Below are 16,795 nucleotides of genomic sequence, written 5' to 3'. Positions count from 1 at the left end.
ACCCTCCATTACTTCAATGTAAGAAATTCTGCAATTGGGCCGAGTACTAACATCGGGAAGAATGTTAACGCACCAACAATTACAATTGTTCCGATAAATATCCCTCCAAATAAACCATTATCTGTACGGAACGTTCCGACTGTTTCTGGTACTACCGTCTTCTCTTTCAGTGAAGCTGCAACAGCTAGCATCGTAATTAAACTGAAATAGCGTCCTAAAAACATAACTAAACCAGTCGTAATATTCCAAAACGGTGTATTGTCTGCTAAACCTTCAAATCCAGATCCGTTATTCGCAGCTGACGATGTGTACTCATATACAACTTGCGTTAAACCGTGGAAACCTGAATGAGAAATTGCATCCGTTCCTAAGCTTGTTGAAAGAGCTAATGCTGAAAACCCTAAAATAAGCAATGGATGAAATAAAATCGTTACCGCAATCAATTTCATTTCCTTACCCTCAATTTTCTTACCTAAAAACTCCGGTGTCCGTCCAACCATTAAACCAGATATAAAGACTGCAATAATTGCATACATAATAATGTTCACAAAACCTGCTCCAACACCGCCGTATACTGTATTTAACATCATATTTACGAGTGGAACTAGACCACCAATTGGTGTTAACGTATCATGCATCGTATTAACGGCCCCCGTTTCCGCAGCTGTCGTTACTGTCGCATAAAGGGAAGAAAATACTGTTCCAAATCGGACTTCTTTTCCTTCTGTACTTCCTTGTACATGTTCGATACCCATTCCATTTAACACTGGATTTCCATGTAATTCAGATGTCGTAATCGTTATAAATCCTAGTAAAAACACCATGAATAGTGACACGAAAAGGATGCGACCTTGTTTTTTATTTCCTACCATTCGTCCGTACGTAAATGGAAGTGCTGTTGGCAATAACATCATAAGCATCATTTGCAAAATATTACTCATTTGCCCTGGATTTTCAAAAGGATGTGTAGAGTTTGCCCCGAAAAATCCACCGCCGTTATTTCCAAGTTCCTTAATGGAAACGAATGATGCAACTGGACCACGTAAAATACTTTGTTTTGCCCCATCAATTGTTTGTGCTGTAACTGCCCCGTCTAACGTTTGTGGTACACCAAGTGCGACAAAGATTAGCGCTGCAACAAACGCAATAGGAAGAAATACTCTCGTTAAAGCTCTCGTAAAATCAACGAAAAAGTTACCAAGTTCTTTTCCAGCGAGCCCTCTTATAAATGCCATAACGAGCGCTAACGTCGTTGCTGGTGCTGCAAACATTAAAAATGTAATCCCGATTAATTGTGATAAATAAGACAAACCATTTTCACCGCTATAATGCTGTAAATTTGTATCAGCCATAAAACTAATTGCTGTATTAAAAGCGAGCGTAGGCTCCATCCCTTCAATATGCGCTGGATTTAATGGCAATACGCCTTGTAATCTGAAAATGAAATATACGACAACAATCATAAATCCATTGAGTAAAACTAATGATAATGCGTACTGTTTCCACGTTTGATTGTATGCTTTTACACCCGTAATTTTAAAAATAAGTTTTTCAAAAGGCCCGAATACTTTATCTAGCGTTTTGCTACCTTGAAAAGCTTTTTCTAAATAAATCCCCGTTGGCTTTGCTACTAAAATAAACAAGAGCATTGTAATAACGACTGCAACCCAAATCATAATGAATGATTCCCCCTAATTAAAACTTCTCTGGATTTAATAATGCGTACACTAAGTACACCGTAATCGCTGCAACAATAACCGATAAGGCAATCATCATGATTGCTTCCCTTCTTTCACAACTTTATCTGACCAACTTGCAAGACTTGCCATCGATGCGACTAACCCAACAAAAATACCGATCATTACAACATCTAACATAACTACCCCTCACTTTTTGTTAATTTTTACCATCTAGTTATCAAAAAAAGAACACTAAGCTCTACTTAGTGTTCGAAACGAACAACACAAAGTAAACCTCCTCTCTAAACGCTTACGAGGTTAGCTGTCGGATTCGGGCCTAAAGAGTAGCCCTACTTTCAAAATTGAAAGATTCACCCCAAGTGACAATGCACAAAATTGGTTCCCCCGCTCCATTTCTGGAACTCAGCGATTTTAGGTTTTTTTTGGAAATTTCATGAATGATTTATGAGAGTAAATATACTCCTCTAAATTTAACTTGTAAAGAGGCAAATTACTTAAAATAAGAAAAAATTCTGCCATTTAAACGCTTACATTGCTTATTTTTAATATTCTTTCATCTATTTTCTTGTGTTTTCTTTTTTTTTCATAGAAATGATCTTTTAAATATGAAATAAAAAGAGCGAATGACATGAAGTGCATAGCTTGTTGCACTCAGCATTCGCTCTTTTTTCATTCAACCTTTATTCTCCACGCAAAAAAGCACGCAAATTTCTCCCTCGAATATAAACTTGTGATAATTCTGCATGTAACTGCTCATATTCGGTAATATCCGCCTCTAAATACAAAACATCTTTTGATGGTAATATAATATATGGCCCTGGAAAAAGAGGATCGAGCACTACCAATTCGTGAACTCTCTCTACCGATATCGTCCAACGATTCGCTATATCTCCTAGTAACAACACTTTCATCTTCATTTCCCCCGCCCTATTCAAAAAATAAAAAAGAAATATTATCACAGTTCGTAAACACTACAAATTTAGCTCCAATTGTTTCATAGAGCCTGGTCGGATAGCGTTTATTCTTTGTAACAACAGTAATAGGCGCTTGAAAAGAAAAACGAATGTGTTCTGTGAAGAAACTAACTATCGGAAGCTCATCCCCTAGTAAAATCACCTTCTTAATACGTGTGCAAATACTAGTAAAATCCTTCTCCTTATTACAGCTATAAGCTGATTCAAACCCATACTCTCTAACTTCATCCGCTATCTCTTCATTGGCTGTAAAAATAATTAACTCATGCTGAAATGCTACTAGCTCTCTTAAACTCTTTACCTTGTTTTTTTCTCCAACACAAATAAGTGTTAGTTCCATGTACCTCATCCTCCTTAGCATAAAAGAACTCAAACATATATTGATATTCTCCTATACTAATCAGACCGATGAAGTGATGTATCCATCATGGCACCGTCCTCTCTCAAGACGCTTACGAAGTTAGCTGTCGGATTCGGGCTTTGAGAGTAGCCCTACTTTCAACATTGAAAGATTCACCCCTAGTGACGACGCACAAATTGGTTCCTCCGCTCCATACATTTGGACTCAGCGTATTACAAAAAATGTATTCTGGCTGATATATTACTCCTGTATTTTGAAAAAGTAAACAATGAAAAATCCTTAAGGTGGATTTTTCATTGTTGCTGGACATTATAAATATTTATATTCAATAGGAATTTTCATGAGTCGTATTGTAATAATACTAAATAAAGAAATGATTAAAAATTAAACGTGAAACGAGGATGCTATATGACCGAGGATAAAAAGAATAATTTTATTAAAATAATAAATTTTCTAGGTAATTCGTTACTATTAATTTTAGCGATTTTAGTTACTATTACTAGTTATACTGAATTCCGTACTACATTAGAAATCATTTTTTTAATTTCTTGTTTGTTATTAATTTATAGTAAATACTTAAGTAAAAATAAGAAAGCTATGATTCCCTATTTTATATATTTAATATTAATCTCATCACACCTTTTATATACTTTACTCATCTAAAGGACGCATTTAAACAAGAAGAGCCAATCACATTTGCTAACATATATTAAATCTCTATTAATCATTAACATTAATAACCAGTGAGGATATAGCCCCACTGGTTAAATTTTCACTTATGCATGTGTCTTATTCACTTTATACGCAAAATGATTCGTCGGTCCATGACCACTTCCAATATTCAACGGCTCTTCAATCGCTATACTAATAAATCGTTTTGCCTCTTGAACTGCCTCTTCGATTGAATATTCTTTAGCAAGTCCTGCTGTAACTGCAGACGCAAATGTACATCCGCTTCCGTGCGTCTGCTTCGAAGGAATTCGTTCGCTCCTAAATTCAATAAACTGCTCTCCATCAAAGAGTAAATCAATTACTTCATTACCTTGATATTCTGCATGTCCGCCCTTCATAAGAACATATTTAGCCCCTAATTCATGTAATACTTTCGCAGCTTCTTTACTATCTTCAACATTATGAATCTCCATCCCAGTTAACACTTCTGCTTCCGGAACATTTGGTGTTACGACAGTTGCTACTGGTAATAAATATTCCTTTAATGCTTGTACTGCTTCTTGTTGTAATAATGATGCCCCGCCTTTTGCAATCATAACAGGATCTAGCACAATATTATTCCAGCCGAATTTTTTAATATGTTCTGCAACAATTTGAATAATTTCACTGCTAAATAACATTCCTAGTTTTACAGCATCTGGCGTTAAATCCGTACCAATTGAATTCAGCTGTTCCGTAATTCCTTCTAAAGAAACAGGATATACCCCTTGAACGCCAAGCGTATTTTGAGCAGTAATTGCCGTAATAGCCGTCATTCCATACACACCAAGCTCTTGGAATGTTTTTAAATCCGCCTGAATCCCAGCGCCGCCTCCGCTATCAGACCCTGCAATTGTTAAAGCTTTATTCACTTTCATTCCACTCATCCTTTTCTACCCAAAATAGCGATGATAAATTGTTTTCGCTTCGCTTATATCTTTCGTTCCATGTACAAGTACACGGCCATCTTTAAAAGCAACTAATCTCTTTTCTTCAACCGAAAATGATAATAAATATGGATTTACATTTAAATCATTCACACGATCATTCAGCAATTTTTTATATTGTTCAAAATCCAGTTCCTCTTTATGAGGTGGTCTAATTTGAACTGTATTTCTCCCGCATAACACCGCTGTTTTTGAAGTATTTTCCTTATTTAAATACGGATATAATGCTTGCTCACCACATGATAGACAATTATGTTTACGAAGCTTTTGCACATTCATACATGAATACTCATTTTTCCATACATCAAATGACACAAGTCCATCTCGAAGCGAGTCATAATCTTCTACTAGCAGTTTAAGTGTTTCCGTTACTTGATGAGAAACGACGAGAGATACAGCAGGTGATATAATCCCCGCTGTGTCACATGTCGCTCCGCCAAGTGGAATCGATTGTAATAAACAAGATAAACATGGCGTTTTGCCTGGAAGAATAGTATAAGAAAGACCGTAACTTCCTACACATGCCCCGTAAACCCATGGAATAGAATATTTTTGCGCTACATCATTCACAATGAAACGCGTTTCGAAATTATCAGTCGCATCGATGATTACATCAACATTTGTAACGTGTTCTTCTAATTCTTCAGCCGTTACATCTTGAACGAGAGCTTCTACTCTTACTTCACTATTAATCTCTTCTAGACGTTTTTTTGCCGCCACAGCCTTCGGAAGGTTATTCTCTACATCACGCTCTGCATACAATTGCTGCCTTTGTAAATTACTCCAATCTACATAATCGCGGTCAACAATTGTTACCTTACCAACGCCTGCCCTTACAAACATCTCTGCATTTGCACTACCTAATGCACCCGCACCGATAATAAGTACATGCTTTTCCCCTAGCTTTTGTTGCCCTTCTTCCCCAATTGGAGAAAATAGTTCTTGGCGAGAATATCGATTATTCAACTACGCTCATTCCTTCTAAAGGACTACTTGCTGTCGCGCAGCGCTTGCGTGCAATACGACCTGCTTCAAACCCTAATCGTCCTGCCTCAATACTTAATTTCATTGCGTATGCCATTTTAATAGGATCGTTCGCTCCAGATACTGCAGTATTTAATAACACACCATCCGCTCCTAATTCCATCGCAAATGCCGCATCAGCTGGGCTACCGATACCAGCGTCAACGATAACTGGTACTGTCGCTTGTTCAATAATGAAGCTTAAATTTAACGGATTTACAATACCAAGCCCTGAACCGATTGGTGATGCTCCTGGCATAATTGCATGCACACCTAATTCTTGTAATTTACGTGCTAATACAACATCATCAGATGTATACGGAAGTACGATAAATCCTTCTTTTAGTAACATTTCAGATGCCTTTAACGTTTCTACTGGATCAGGTAATAACGTTCTATCATCACCAATAACTTCTACTTTGATCATATCGCAAAGTCCAGAAGCTTTTGCTAATTTTGCAATACGAACAGCTTCTTCAGCATTTTTTGCTCCAGCTGTATTCGGTAATAACGTATATTTTTTTACATCAAGTTTCTCTAATAAATTAGGCTGCTTTGCATCAAATATATCCATACGACGTACTGCGAATGTTAAAATCTCAGCCTCAGAAACATCAATTGCCTTTTGCTGCACATCAAAATCAGGGAATTTCCCTGTTCCTAATAAAAGTCTAGAATGAAATGAAAATTGTCCAATGTTTAACATAATCAACCGCCTCCTACGAAAGTTACAATCTCAATTTGGTCCCCATCAAAAACAGATGTATCGTTATGATCATCTTTTTGTAAAATATCTTTATTACGTTCTACTACAACAATTCTGTTATCTAACTCTAAATGTGTAAGTAGCCCAGCTACTGTTTTTACACTCTCTGGTACTTCAATTTGGTTACCATTAATTTTTAAATTCAAACTTCCATCCCCTTTCTAAACCATTTTAGAAAGCAATGAATCTAGCAAGTGATTCTCCTGCTTTCCTTCTATTAAATCAGCCATATACTGACCAGAAACAGGACTTAATAAAATGCCGTTTCGATAATGGCCCGTACAAGCATATAAACCTTTTATTTCTTCATGCTCTCCCATATAAGGAGCTTCATGATTAGACTGCGGTCTTAACCCAGCCCACGTACTTTCCCATTCTGCTTCTTTTAAAGCAGGCAATATTGTGTAGGCACGCTCTAATATGGAAGTAATACTTTCTGGTTGTACAGATTTATTAAATGTATGAGGCTTCATCGTTGCCCCAATCACATAACGGCCACCGCGCTTCGGCGTAATATAAAACCTCTCCTGGAAAATAGGAGCTTTCAACAGAGGTTTCCTGCTTCTTACTGCAACAACCTCCCCCTTAACAGGATATGTACCCCAATCACTCTGAAAATAATGTAGTAATTTCGTACTCCATGATCCTCCGGCGATAACGACCTTTTCACATGTGATTACACCTTCGCTTGTCACAATTCCAGTCACTTTATTATTTTCAATACGAATATCAAACACTTCTGTTTGTTCATATATATCAGCTCCGGAAATTGCTGCAGAATGTGCGAATGCTTTCGTAAGCTCTGGCGCAATAACGTGACCATCTTTCGGATAATATACCGCTCCTATAATTGATTCGGATAGAAACGGCTCTTTTTCTCGCAAACGATCACCCGTTAGAAAATATGAATCTTCACCTGTTTTCTGTTGCCAATCCATAATATGAAGAATTCTTTTCTTCTCATCTTCATTTTGAGCGATGCGATAAATGCCCTTTTCTTCATACCCAATATCGATGCCTGTTTTTTCACGTAAAACTTCTGCAAGTTGTGGAAATATAACACGGCTTTCTCTAGCAAGCTCAAACAGCGGATCATATGCATCCCATTCTGCCTGAACACCGAGCAAACCAGCAGCTGCTTTCGAAGCTTCAGATGCGATTCTTTGTTTCTCTATAATCGCTACTTTATGCCCTCTTTCTGCTAGAAAGTGTGCAACTGAGCTACCAATTACACCTCCGCCAATAATCGCTACATCATACTTCTTACACATGTTTTTCCGCCCACTTTCTTATTGATTCCTTATAAGATTTCGCCCTGCTATACGGATTACTACTGCTTATAATCCCAGACATAACAGCAATGCCACTTACACCATTTGCAAGAACATCACCTGTATTTTCAGGGGTAATCCCACCAATTGCAGTTATTGGTATGGATAAGCATCTTGCCATATGAGCAATTTCTTCTAATCCTCTTGCTGGCACATCCTTTTTACAAGCCGTTGGAAATACATGACCGTAAACGAGTGAATCCGCTCCATTTTTAAATGCCACTATCGCTTCATCTAAAGAATGTACTGAATAGCCAACATGCAAATAAGAAAACTTTTCTTTCACCGACCTTACATCTGCGCTTCGATATCCTAGCTGCACACGCGGAATATTTAATAGAATAGCAATATCAATTCGATCATTTATCACTATCTTCGATGCCGGAAAGCCTTTCCCCAAAAGACTTTCCACACCTTCATACAATTCCTTCGTGCTCTTCTCACGCTCACGAATATGCAAATAATCAATCTCACTCTCAATTTGCATCGCTACATTCACTAATTCTTCAAATGGCATATGGCCATTTGAGATTACATGAAGCTCATTTTTCATATTCATTCGCCTACTTTAAAATGTTTTCGAATAATTCATCGGCTGGAACAATTTCTTTCGCCATTCCTTTGTCTTTCAACCATTTATTTTGTTTCTCCCATGACTCTTTTGAATCCGATAAGAATGGCTCATCTTTCGTTTCCATCTTCTCTAATAAAATTTTCATACTTTCTTTTTCAACTTCTGGTACAAGTGGGAAGTTTTCTTTTTCTTGATGATCTAATAAAATATTTAATGCTTCATCCGGATTTTTCTTCATGAAATCATATCCCTTTTTCGCACCACGTAAAAAGGCCTGTAATGCTTCTTTATCCTTTTTCAAAGTTTTATCACCTGTTACAAACACAAGCTCATGATAATTCGGCACACCGTAATCAGCTGGATTAAAGTACGCTGGTTCATGGCCCTCATGACGCATAACAGGTACTTCATGGTTAATGTATGCTCCTGTTACAGCATCCACTTTTTTCGTAATTAACGCTGGTACTAAATCAAATCCAACATCGACTACTTTTACTGTATCTGGATTACCACCATCTTCTTTTACCATCGTTTTTAAATATGCTTCACTTAAAGGGGTCCCAGAATATCCAACTGTTTTTCCTTCTAAGTCTTTAGGTGACTTAATACCTGCTGATTTCAGCGATACAACATGATTTAACGGCGAACGTACGACAGCTCCAATTGATTTCACTGGAATTTGTTCATTTGCTTTTGCCATGACAACATCTGGTTGATAATACAAGCCAACGGTCACTTTCCCTGCTGCCGCTAGCGTTAATGGATCAGTCGGATTAGAAGGGAATTTAATATTCACCTTGACTCCTTCTTCTTTAAAGTATCCTTTTTCAATTGCCGTATAAATAAAGCTATGTACCGCATTCGGGTACCAATCAAGCATTACTGTTATTTCTTTTTCTGATTTATTCTTATCTGATGCCGAGTTACTCGAACATCCTGCAATCATTGCAACTAATAATGTAAACACAAAGATGCGTTTTAATAATTTCATGAATGTTTCCTCCAACTAATGAATTTCTTTTCTAATGTGGAAATAAGTATGACGAAGAAAATAGCTAATAATGATAACAATACAATTGGTGCAAATACACCAGCTCCGTCTAACTGCGTCATCATTCTTTTACTGAAATATCCAAGCCCAGCTTGTGCACCGAGCCATTCTCCAATTGCTGCCCCGATCACACTAAGCGGAACTGCAATTTTTAACGCTGAGAAAAAGTAAGGAAGAGCAGATGGCAGCTTTAGCTTTAGAAAAACATCTTTTTTTGTTGCACCATACGTGACTAAGAGCTCCTCCCATTCTTTTTTCGTACTGCGCAGTCCATCATACGTATTGACCGCAATTGGGAAAAACGTAATTAAAACGGTAACAACAACCTTACTCCAGATGGTATATCCAAACCATAAAACGAAGAGCGGCGCAAGCGCAGTAATCGGGATTGTTTGTGAAGCAACTAATAACGGATAAAATGCTCTTTCCATCCACGTACTCGCATTCATTAACATTGCTAGCCCTACGCCCAGTACGATAGAAATAACAACGCCTATTAAAACGACGTACAACGTTGCAGGTAAATGAACCGTAAATAATATATCTTTCAGTACCCATATCTTCATTACAATTGCAGAAGGTGATGGCAAAATGTACATCTCATCTACAATTCTTGCTCCTACTTCCCATAGAGCAAGTAAAATTCCACTTAATATAAGGGCAGGTAATAACTCCTTCAAGCGATTCATCATACAAGTACCTGCCTTTGTAACATACTAAGGAGCTCTTCTTTAAGCGCTAACACTTCAGGCTTATATAAATCTTTTCTTGTTCGGTTACGATCAAGCGGCACAATTCGCTCAGTTAAAGTTGCTATCGGTTGATTTTCTACAACCAAAATTCGATTAGAAAGAAACAATGCTTCTTCAACATCATGAGTGATAAATAAAATTGTTTTTTCCCACTCTTTCCATTGTTCAAACAACCATTCTTGCAAAGATGCCTTCGTTAAAGCGTCCAATGCACTAAAAGGTTCATCTAACAATAATATCTCCCCGCCTGTTAATAAAGTTCGGATAAAAGATACGCGTTGCCTCATACCACCAGATAAATCTTTCGGATATTTTTTCTCGTACCCTTGTAAACCAAATTTATGTAACAGTTCTTTCGCTTTTACTTGCGCTTCTTTCTTCTGCACACCTTGGCACTCTAGCGGCAGGGCAGCATTCTCAATAATCGTCCTCCACGGCAAGAGCATATCTTTTTGGGGCATATACCCTACAGGATGACTCTTTGTTTTTGTCAGCTCTATCTGTCCAGTACTTGCCTCTTCTAAGCCTATAATAAGACGAAATAAAGTACTTTTCCCGCATCCACTCGGTCCGATAATACTTACAAACTCTTTATCTTGTATAGAAGCATTTAATTCATCGATGATTGGTTTCTCATCATAATGAAAGGAAACATTATGAAACTGTAGTATGTTCTTGCTCCTCAAAACCCCACATCTCCTTACGATAAGCCATATCCCAGAATAAATATTCAAATCGGCTGGAATATAAGAAAATCTCCTCTAATCGGTCTAGCTCTTTCTCTGACTTTCCAACTGCCATTTCATTTAATAAATCTATTAACCAAATACAAAGGTTACCGTATTCTTCAGAACTATATCCTTGAATCCACTCTCCAAAGAACTCATGATCTCTTGCTCCAGGAATATCATTTAAACGCTTTCCAATCTCCCAATAACTCCACATACATGGAAGTAAAGCTGATATTAATTCTGCAAGTGTGCCATTTTGAGATACAGACATCATGTAATTTGTATAGGCTAAATTTTTAGCAGATGGTTTCGCAGATTCTATCTCCTCTACAGTAATGCCAAGTTTGTTTGCATACTGTTTATGGATCGTCATTTCTCCATTTAAAATCCCATCAATTTGCTCTGAAAATTTTGCCATAACTTGTGGATTCGTTGCCTTTACAACCCCAATTGCATATAGCTTTGCATAATCTAACAAATATAAATAATCTTGAATAATATAGTACTGGAATTTGTCTTTTTCCAACGTACCATCCCCCATACCTACTACAAACGGATGATTATGACTTTTCTCCCAAACAGGCTGCACCGTATTAAATAATCTTTCACAAAATTTCATTAATAATTCCCCTTCCTATATATCTATTTATTTCAATAAAAAAACCACTTCTGTATATAAGAAGTGGTTACAGCAAATAAAATTATAATTTATTCGTTGTTCCACTTCCCTTCGCTAGTATTATCTAGATCAGGTGTTGTAAGGGTTAAGGATTATTCCTCTCTCAGCACGAAAAGCACCCCTAGTGGTGTTAATATGAAATTTTTAAATAAAAAAGCCCCGTTTCTATACGCAAAGAAACGGGGACTCATTGTTAATGTCCGAATTGCTTCCCTACGCTAGCATAATCTAGATCAGGTAATAAAAAGGATCAAAGGCTTACGGCCCTACTCTCAGCTGGCAACACCAGCCCTCCTAGCAAACTATAAAATTATCACTGTCAGTATAACATCGCCATAAGACATCATCAACTGTTTTAATTTTCTTAATTGAAAATTAATTCTTAACGTGTTAAACAAATATAAATGCGACCTCACAAATGATATATACAATATTTATATACGAATCTCTCTTCTGACATTATTTTTATTGATTTCATATTACATTTATGTGAATACGACCAATATATTATATCTTTATACTATAATAAAATTACAACTATACAACTAGAGGAGGTCTTTATTACATGAATAAAGCTACAGCTTTAACAGCAACTACTATCGCAATTGCTTCTTTACTTCCTTCTATGGGAGAATCCGATATACAAACAGCGGCTGCTAAGCAACCATCTACAGTAAAAACTGGATATGTAAAAATTGACAACGTTGCACTACATCAAAATAGCCATACAGACAGTGCAATAATTGATAACATTCGATTTAATAGCCCGGTTACTATTCTTGAGACAACTCAAGATTGGTATAAAGTATCTGTTAACAACAAAACAGGCTATATGAAAAAAGATGCAATTCTATTCAAAAAAAATGTTCAACCAAAGTCTCAATATATCGTAAATGCAAACGCATTAAACGTTCGTTCTGAACCTAATACAGAGTCTTCTATTCTAGATATATTACCAAATGGTCAATTCATTACCATTCAAGGTGAACAAGGGGATTGGTATAAAATATTACATAACGGTCAAATTGGTTACGTACAAAAAACATTTGTATCTAATGGATCCACACCTCTAGTAAAAGGTGTAACAGTACAAGGTTCTCCTTCGTATACTGTTGCAACACCAAAATTAAATGTACGTAGCAATGCTAGCACAAGTGGCACTCTACTTGGCTCATTACAAAATGGTACACAAGTACAAGTAGTAGAAACGGTAGGTACTTGGTATAAAATTCGTTTTGGCACAGGATACGGATATGTAGCAAAACACTATGTAGTGCAAAATCAAAATCAAGCACACGCTGAAACAGCTCCACCTGCATCAATTCCAGCAGTTTTCAAATTCCCTACTCAAGGGAAAATCAGCTCCACTTTTGATATGCGCTGGGAGCAAATGCATTATGGTATAGATATAGCAGCACAAGGAAATGTCTCTATTCAAGCTGCTGCTGCAGGTAAGGTTGTGAAATCTTATTATTCGGCTAGCTACGGCAATGTCGTGTTCATCGCCCATCAAATAAATGGGAAATTATATACAACAGTTTATGCTCATATGAAGGATCGCACTGTACAAGCTGGTGATCAAGTACAAACTGGACAATTAGTAGGTCATATGGGAAACACAGGTCATTCATACGGGCAACATCTCCATTTTGAATTACATAATGGGGAATGGAATTTTGAAAAAACAAATGCAGTAAACCCACTGCCATATTTAGTTAGGTAAATTATATGCCACGCAATATACCTCTCTTTATTGAATACCTGGCCTTTTTAGGTTTAATCTGTTGTTTAATCATTTATAATACGAACACTGTATTTTTATCTATTATTATTGCTTTTGTTGCTTTAGAAATCATTATGGAAGCATTACAAATGCGGCTAAAACAAAAAATTGCCCATATTTATAATGTAATTTTTCTTTTAAGTGCTCTTATAACAAATATAATTAGTAATGGTTTTTATTTATCTACCGTACTTCCTGTATTCTTTATAGGTGTTTTATTATTCATAGCTAGATACGTTCATGTTCCTAATAACCAAAAACATGAACAAGAAGCTTAGAAAGAGGAGACACTGTGTACCAATCTTTCAAAGATAATCCAATGAAATATATATTGAATTTATATGAAAAAATGAATACTTTTTTTGGTATACAAAGAAGTTATACTGCACAATTTCTCCTTTATGGAATGTTATTTCTTATCTTAGTTACTTTCTCCTTGCTTTACTAACAAAAAAGGATCTCACATAAACTTGAGATCCTTTTTAATTTATATTAATTTTTAATATGTAAAATAAGGTTTATCCGCAAGCATATTTTTCATAAATAAAACTAAGATTATATTTTTTCTCTAAGCTCATTCTTTGTTCATCATCGCACCAATAGAAAAGAATATCATGAATCGTTGCATAACGCTTATTTTTAAGAAATAGTTTAAAGAATGATGGTAAACAATCATGTAATTGTATAAATATATAATTGCGTAGTATTTCTTCTTTGTATTCAATTCCCTTACAAATATACAGTAATTCTTCACAATAATATGCATGCTGTGGAACTTGGATCATTTCGAAAAATGGTACATATGATAGTAGCTTTCCAATAAAATGACCATACCGATCCATTACCCCTATCGTCATATGCTCCATCATTTCTTTCATCACATATAAATAATCATCTACATGAGTTGTCTTTAAAGGGTCTAATCGATCGGAAATTTGTGAAAGTACAGCTCTTTGACAAGCTAAAACTGCTTGACTAGGTCCATAATATGATAGGAAGTCTGTACACTTACGATACTTTCGTAATAAGTCATGTGTATATAAATCATACACAAAAGTATTACAATACATTGCCAGACTCATCATATCACTATTTAATTGCTCTTTTGACAGTAGCTTAGCTCGCTTACACATATAAAAGAATGTAAATTCCAATACTTCTTTATGAGATAATAGATGTTTGCAATCTGTTATACATTTCTCATTAAATTTAACTCGCTCCCAAATTTCTACATCCTCAGCTGTTAATTCACCAATACGATATTTAATAATTAAATAGTTTAAAGCAACTGCTTTCGTCAAAAGATCCCATGTTTCATACTCCAATGAAGTTCGGACAAATTCATCTAGCCCTTGGGTTATCATAAAAGCATTTGCCTCTTCATACCAACCAATCTCTTGACATAAACGAAGAATACGTACTAGAGTTGGAATTTCATCTTTATGAAACTGCGGTAAATTCTTTACTTTATTCATGCCATATACGATAAATGGCGCTAAATTCTCTTCTTTATAAAATTCTTTTTCTTTCCATACTAATATAGTTCGCTCTTTCCCTTCACCTTTTGGATGACAAGGTACAAGCAAAGAAAATAACTCAGCGAAATTATTTGGTTCTATATATGTATCTGTAACCAAATTCCAATTTGGATCGCCCTGTACAGCCCTCATATAATTCCCCTTCCCTTTTTATCCCGCTATTTGCGGGCAGTAAGACTCCCACCTCAAAATTCTGCGAATACGAGGAAGTTAGGTGGGAGATAAAACTGCCTATAAAAGCCCGATTGGTTCAACTAATAATTATTGGGGGATGGACACCCCCCAATAATTAAAGTTTCACTTTATCTACGTAGGAAATATTAATTCATTATTACATCATTAACAATAAATATTGTTATATTCAAAATCTATCATAATACTTATATCTCTCAGTATATCATTTTTTCTCTTATTAAAAATTAGGAATGACAAATTTTAAAAAACTGTCAAAAATATTGACTCTATACTTATTATATAATGTCTCAGATACATCACGCTAACATATTAGTTTAATCCGCATATACTAGAATAATGTATCTGATCTTTATACATAATTTATTCCATATGCTCTGAGATTTCACTTAAAGCAAACCCTGCTTGATCATCTGCTGATTTTCTTATAGCTAAATCACCTAGTGCTAGCATCCCAACAAGTTGACCGCTCTCAACTACCGGTAACCGTCTAATTTGATATTGTGCCATTAATTCTGTAGCTTTTTCAATAGAATCATCTGGAGAAACTGAAACAATGTTTGTTGTCATTACATTTGTAATTTGATTAGATCCAGGATGTTTTTCAGCAATCCCACGAACAACTAAGTCTCGATCAGTAACAAGCCCAACAACTTGTTTATTTTCAATAACAGGAATCAATCCAACCGATTCTTCCTTCATTTTTACAGCTGCCTCATATACATTGTCTAATGGTGTACAATGTACGATATGAGTACTCATAAGTTCTCTAACTTGCGTCATTTTTCATCTCCTCCTTTTAATACATACCATAGCTTTTCCTAAATCCCTTTATTTATTTCGGGAAAATAAGGTGATAAAAAGAGGCTTATACATAATAAAAAAGAGTCAGCAATATGCTGACTCTTTTTTTATGACCCGTACGGGATTCGAACCCGTGTTACCGCCGTGAAAGGGCGGTGTCTTAACCACTTGACCAACGGGCCATGGCTCCGCAGGTAGGACTCGAACCTACGACCGATCGGTTAACAGCCGATAGCTCTACCACTGAGCTACTGCGGAATATATATGGTGGGCCTAAATGGACTCGAACCATCGACCTCACGCTTATCAGGCGTGCGCTCTAACCAGCTGAGCTATAGGCCCATATACTTTACAGGGGCAGTAGGAATTGAACCCACACTGGAGGTTTTGGAGACCTCAGTTCTACCTTTAAACTATGCCCCTAAATGGTGCCGGCTAGAGGACTTGAACCCCCAACCTACTGATTACAAGTCAGTTGCTCTACCAATTGAGCTAAGCCGGCATAAAAAAAAACAAAAAAAATGGTGGCTCGGGACGGAATCGAACCGCCGACACGAGGATTTTCAGTCCTCTGCTCTACCGACTGAGCTACCGAGCCAACATAAAATGGCGGTCCCGACCGGGGTCGAACCGGCGATCTCCTGCGTGACAGGCAGGCATGTTAACCACTACACCACGGGACCATTGGTTGCGGGGACAGGATTTGAACCTGCGACCTTCGGATTATGAGCCCGACGAGCTACCGTACTGCTCCACCCCGCGACGATATTATGTTTTAAAAATAAATGGAGGAGGTAGAGGGATTCGAACCCCCGCGCGACTCTCGCCGCCTGTCGGTTTTCAAGACCGATCCCTTCAGCCGAACTTGGGTATACCTC

General features: G+C 36.7%; 19 protein-coding genes, 8 tRNA genes and 4 riboswitches. Of the genes, 2 read left to right on the top strand and 25 right to left on the bottom strand.

The window, feature by feature from the left end:
- Positions 1–8 precede the first annotated feature (8 nt).
- The 15 genes from kdpA to tenA all read right to left on the bottom strand — a co-directional run bounded on the left by kdpA (position 9) and on the right by tenA (position 11,540).
- Positions 9–1,676 (bottom strand): potassium-transporting ATPase subunit KdpA, encoded by a 1,668-nt coding sequence (gene kdpA, locus ABH960_RS14540; protein WP_061675211.1) that lies wholly within the window; start codon positions 1,674–1,676, stop codon positions 9–11.
- Positions 1,677–1,695: 19 nt separating this feature from the next.
- Entirely contained in the window at positions 1,696–1,776 is an 81-nt protein-coding gene (gene kdpF / locus ABH960_RS14535) for a K(+)-transporting ATPase subunit F (RefSeq protein WP_000972378.1), read from the bottom strand.
- A complete protein-coding gene (locus tag ABH960_RS14530; RefSeq protein ID WP_000887888.1) occupies positions 1,773–1,877 on the bottom strand; it encodes a SipW-dependent-type signal peptide-containing protein in 105 nt (34 codons plus the stop codon). Before ABH960_RS14530 ends, kdpF begins: the two co-directional genes overlap by 4 nt.
- A gap of 95 nt (positions 1,878–1,972) precedes the next feature.
- Positions 1,973–2,118, bottom strand: a riboswitch (cyclic di-AMP (ydaO/yuaA leader).
- A gap of 262 nt (positions 2,119–2,380) precedes the next feature.
- Complete coding sequence (locus tag ABH960_RS14525) at positions 2,381–2,611, bottom strand: hypothetical protein (protein WP_404446024.1); 231 nt, start codon at positions 2,609–2,611, stop codon at positions 2,381–2,383.
- 16 nt (positions 2,612–2,627) lie between these two features.
- Positions 2,628–3,014 carry a hypothetical protein gene (locus ABH960_RS14520; protein ID WP_404446021.1) on the bottom strand — a complete coding sequence of 129 codons (387 nt, stop codon included), beginning with the start codon at positions 3,012–3,014 and terminating at the stop codon, positions 2,628–2,630.
- A gap of 93 nt (positions 3,015–3,107) precedes the next feature.
- Positions 3,108–3,255, bottom strand: a riboswitch (cyclic di-AMP (ydaO/yuaA leader).
- Between the two features lie 556 nt (positions 3,256–3,811).
- Positions 3,812–4,633: a bifunctional hydroxymethylpyrimidine kinase/phosphomethylpyrimidine kinase gene (gene thiD, locus ABH960_RS14515; RefSeq protein WP_404446018.1), complete on the bottom strand. Its 822-nt coding sequence runs from the start codon at positions 4,631–4,633 to the stop codon at positions 3,812–3,814.
- Between the two features lie 6 nt (positions 4,634–4,639).
- Positions 4,640–5,659, bottom strand: coding sequence for a thiazole biosynthesis adenylyltransferase ThiF (gene thiF / locus ABH960_RS14510; protein ID WP_404446015.1), 1,020 nt, complete (start codon positions 5,657–5,659; stop codon positions 4,640–4,642).
- Positions 5,652–6,422 (bottom strand): thiazole synthase, encoded by a 771-nt coding sequence (gene thiG, locus ABH960_RS14505; protein ID WP_404446012.1) that lies wholly within the window; start codon positions 6,420–6,422, stop codon positions 5,652–5,654. The genes thiF and thiG overlap by 8 nt, the downstream gene beginning before the upstream one ends.
- A gap of 2 nt (positions 6,423–6,424) precedes the next feature.
- Positions 6,425–6,628, bottom strand: coding sequence for a sulfur carrier protein ThiS (gene thiS / locus ABH960_RS14500; RefSeq protein WP_001049509.1), 204 nt, complete (start codon positions 6,626–6,628; stop codon positions 6,425–6,427).
- Between the two features lie 15 nt (positions 6,629–6,643).
- Positions 6,644–7,753, bottom strand: a complete 1,110-nt coding sequence (gene thiO, locus ABH960_RS14495; protein ID WP_404446008.1) for a glycine oxidase ThiO — start codon at positions 7,751–7,753, stop codon at positions 6,644–6,646.
- Positions 7,746–8,366 carry a thiazole tautomerase TenI gene (gene tenI, locus ABH960_RS14490; protein ID WP_113936771.1) on the bottom strand — a complete coding sequence of 207 codons (621 nt, stop codon included), beginning with the start codon at positions 8,364–8,366 and terminating at the stop codon, positions 7,746–7,748. The genes thiO and tenI overlap by 8 nt, the downstream gene beginning before the upstream one ends.
- A 10-nt stretch (positions 8,367–8,376) precedes the next feature.
- Positions 8,377–9,378 carry an ABC transporter substrate-binding protein gene (locus ABH960_RS14485; protein WP_404446004.1) on the bottom strand — a complete coding sequence of 334 codons (1,002 nt, stop codon included), beginning with the start codon at positions 9,376–9,378 and terminating at the stop codon, positions 8,377–8,379.
- The gene (locus tag ABH960_RS14480; RefSeq protein WP_404446429.1) at positions 9,375–10,127 is read right to left on the bottom strand and encodes an ABC transporter permease; all 753 of its coding nucleotides are present in this window, start codon (positions 10,125–10,127) and stop codon (positions 9,375–9,377) included. Before ABH960_RS14480 ends, ABH960_RS14485 begins: the two co-directional genes overlap by 4 nt.
- Positions 10,127–10,876, bottom strand: a complete 750-nt coding sequence (locus ABH960_RS14475) for an ABC transporter ATP-binding protein (protein ID WP_404446001.1) — start codon at positions 10,874–10,876, stop codon at positions 10,127–10,129. Before ABH960_RS14475 ends, ABH960_RS14480 begins: the two co-directional genes overlap by 1 nt.
- Positions 10,845–11,540: a thiaminase II gene (tenA, locus tag ABH960_RS14470; protein ID WP_404445998.1), complete on the bottom strand. Its 696-nt coding sequence runs from the start codon at positions 11,538–11,540 to the stop codon at positions 10,845–10,847. Before tenA ends, ABH960_RS14475 begins: the two co-directional genes overlap by 32 nt.
- A gap of 89 nt (positions 11,541–11,629) precedes the next feature.
- A riboswitch (TPP riboswitch) is annotated at positions 11,630–11,733 on the bottom strand.
- 60 nt (positions 11,734–11,793) lie between these two features.
- Positions 11,794–11,906, bottom strand: a riboswitch (TPP riboswitch).
- Between the two features lie 259 nt (positions 11,907–12,165).
- Here tenA and ABH960_RS14465 point away from each other — a divergent pair.
- A complete protein-coding gene (locus ABH960_RS14465) occupies positions 12,166–13,323 on the top strand; it encodes an SH3 domain-containing protein (protein WP_404445995.1) in 1,158 nt (385 codons plus the stop codon).
- A gap of 5 nt (positions 13,324–13,328) precedes the next feature.
- The gene (locus ABH960_RS14460) at positions 13,329–13,661 is read left to right on the top strand and encodes a hypothetical protein (RefSeq protein ID WP_002010638.1); all 333 of its coding nucleotides are present in this window, start codon (positions 13,329–13,331) and stop codon (positions 13,659–13,661) included.
- A gap of 240 nt (positions 13,662–13,901) precedes the next feature.
- Here the strand turns inward: ABH960_RS14460 and ABH960_RS14455 are convergent, their stop codons facing one another.
- From ABH960_RS14455 to ABH960_RS14410, 10 genes are all read right to left on the bottom strand, one after another.
- Positions 13,902–15,053, bottom strand: a complete 1,152-nt coding sequence (locus tag ABH960_RS14455; RefSeq protein WP_113936776.1) for a DUF3965 domain-containing protein — start codon at positions 15,051–15,053, stop codon at positions 13,902–13,904.
- Positions 15,054–15,476: 423 nt separating this feature from the next.
- A complete protein-coding gene (locus ABH960_RS14450; protein WP_002010634.1) occupies positions 15,477–15,896 on the bottom strand; it encodes a CBS domain-containing protein in 420 nt (139 codons plus the stop codon).
- 131 nt (positions 15,897–16,027) lie between these two features.
- Positions 16,028–16,099: transfer RNA gene (locus tag ABH960_RS14445), tRNA-Glu, on the bottom strand.
- A 1-nt stretch (position 16,100) separates the two neighbouring features.
- Positions 16,101–16,175, bottom strand: a tRNA-Asn gene (locus tag ABH960_RS14440).
- Positions 16,176–16,182: 7 nt separating this feature from the next.
- A tRNA-Ile gene (locus tag ABH960_RS14435) sits at positions 16,183–16,259 on the bottom strand.
- 10 nt (positions 16,260–16,269) lie between these two features.
- Positions 16,270–16,340: transfer RNA gene (locus ABH960_RS14430), tRNA-Trp, on the bottom strand.
- Between the two features lie 3 nt (positions 16,341–16,343).
- Positions 16,344–16,419, bottom strand: a tRNA-Thr gene (locus ABH960_RS14425).
- A gap of 20 nt (positions 16,420–16,439) precedes the next feature.
- Positions 16,440–16,515, bottom strand: a tRNA-Phe gene (locus ABH960_RS14420).
- Positions 16,516–16,524: 9 nt separating this feature from the next.
- Positions 16,525–16,600, bottom strand: a tRNA-Asp gene (locus ABH960_RS14415).
- A 2-nt stretch (positions 16,601–16,602) separates the two neighbouring features.
- Positions 16,603–16,679 (bottom strand) — tRNA-Met (locus tag ABH960_RS14410).
- Between the last annotated feature and the right edge of the window lie 116 nt (positions 16,680–16,795).

Source organism: Bacillus sp. RC252 (genome assembly GCF_044909215.1).
GTDB lineage: Bacteria > Bacillota > Bacilli > Bacillales > Bacillaceae_G > Bacillus_A > Bacillus_A mycoides.
Note: the sequence above shows the minus strand (reverse complement) of the source record. Positions and strands in the feature narration are given on the sequence as shown.